This is a genomic window from Vibrio sp. 10N.247.310.24 (genome assembly GCF_041467175.1).
In the GTDB taxonomy this organism is placed as follows: domain Bacteria; phylum Pseudomonadota; class Gammaproteobacteria; order Enterobacterales; family Vibrionaceae; genus Vibrio; species Vibrio tasmaniensis_A.
The window spans coordinates 1-1,914 of the sequence record NZ_JBFSUD010000169.1; the positions used below are offsets into that span (position 1 = coordinate 1).

At 38.6% G+C, this 1,914-nt stretch carries 2 protein-coding genes; both read left to right on the forward strand.

The window, feature by feature from the left end; all coding sequences use genetic code 11:
- Nucleotides 1–280 precede the first annotated feature (280 nt).
- Nucleotides 281–1,387 carry a TIR domain-containing protein gene (locus AB6E08_RS23090; protein ID WP_198597040.1) on the forward strand — a complete coding sequence of 369 codons (1,107 nt, stop codon included), beginning with the start codon at nt 281–283 and terminating at the stop codon, nt 1,385–1,387.
- Nucleotides 1,388–1,504: 117 nt separating this feature from the next.
- Nucleotides 1,505–1,762: a hypothetical protein gene (locus AB6E08_RS23095; protein ID WP_102512153.1), complete on the forward strand. Its 258-nt coding sequence runs from the start codon at nt 1,505–1,507 to the stop codon at nt 1,760–1,762.
- Nucleotides 1,763–1,914 lie beyond the last annotated feature (152 nt).

Below are 1,914 nucleotides of genomic sequence, written 5' to 3' on the forward strand. Positions count from 1 at the left end.
CTACTGAAGTTTGTCATTACGGGGGAGCTTAAAGTTTGTAACACGCCTCTGCCCCTTTCCTCTTTAAATGAGGCGAACCCAACCAATCTCGCGTCAAGGGCTTTCGATAGATTTTCTAATGCTAAATGTGAAGTGTGTGGAAAACACCTCAATTTGTCGTATTTTCTCGTCCGTGATTTTTCGGTGTATAATGATAATACATTAAAAACATATGCTTATACCAAGTATAAGTGTCTGGTGCATGCGGACCACATTTACACTTCAGAAAAGGAATTAATAGTTGTCGATACATAAAGAATTAATTTTAGAAGCAAATAAGCTCAAAGAATTTTCAGATTATGATTATTCCGAACTTAGCCGATTGCTAGATGAGGCAGGGAAAGTCGCACCCTCATGGTCAGGATCATGGTTAGGTTACCATTCATGTGTTTATTATAACAACTTGGAAACGCCTCCAGCTGGAGCCCATTTCAGCACGGAATGGGGGCTCTACAGTGGATATGATTCTTTGGGTATGGGGAGTACCGGTGATTGGGTCGAGTATGCTTTTAAAGATATTGTCGACTACATACAGGAGCAAGCTGGAAACCCAGATTTATCAGAGCCATCGAAAGATAGTATAAGAGCTAAAGAAACTATAGATGATGTCAAACACAACACTTTAGCTCTAATTCATTCTCGAGGATTAATGGAAAATGATACTTTTCTTCAGAAGCTCATTGAAGAGATGGAAGATATAAAGGTACCAAGCAAAGAAGACTTTTTGCAAACCAGTCTCCCTAGAGGAAAGCTATCTACTCGAGATCAAAAAGTTGAGCATAAAATTCTCAACCCTCCTCATAGAGTTGTTCAATGTACAGTTTATGGTATAACTTCCGCTTTCTTGGCAGCAGGGAATTTATACAAAGTCATTCAAAGAATCTCAAAGTATTTACAAAACCAGGAAAGTAAGATGGCAATAGAAGAAAGAATTGGCACTAATGTTTTTATTGGCCACGGTAGGTCGCATGATTGGAGAGATTTGAAAGATTTTGTAAGTGAAAGGTTAAATCTGCCTTGGGATGAGTTCAATCGTGTGCCTGTTGCGGGACTTACAAATATTACGCGTTTGGCTCAAATGCTTGATCAAGCATGCATTGCATTTTTGGTCATGAGTGCTGAAGATGAGCAAGCAGATGGTAATCATCACGCTAGGATGAATGTTATTCATGAGGTAGGGCTGTTTCAAGGACGACTTGGTTTTGAAAGAGCTATCGTGTTGCTCGAAGAAGGTTGTGAAGAATTTAGCAATATTCAAGGTTTGGGTCAGATTAGGTACCCTAAAGGAAACATAAGCGCAGTGTTCGAAGACATTCGTCAAGTTTTAGAACGGGAAAGTATCATATAAAACATGTTTAACAAACAGCGAAGCTCGTCCACTTCGTGGGCTTGGACCTCCATTGCTAAGCAGTTGCGGCCCCTTGTGTGGCGCGTTAGTTTTATCTCACAGTAAAAGGAAAATAATATGATTAGTTACAATGAAGAAACTGTATTTAAGATTACTTTTGAAGCTAATAGAGCTGGAGTTTGGGCAGATATTTTTGAAACTGAAATGAACTTCAATTACCTTCCTCGTGTAGGTGATATTATCAATATCGACTCTTGCTATATGAAAGTGTTAGTTGTCGAGTATGATTATAAGTTTCAGTTTAATCCTACTTTACGGGTAGAAGAGCTTGGACACTTTGAAGAGTATTCTCAAAATATTCTCTCAAATTTATAAAACTAACAAATAGGAATAGGTGTCGCGCAGCCAACATTTTATTTGAGTGTTGAACAAGCCCATTTTCCAGACACGGCATGATCAGTAGCCCAAACTTAAGGGCTCTTCTCCGCTTAGATGAGTCTATAAATTAACAATAAAATCAATAAAGC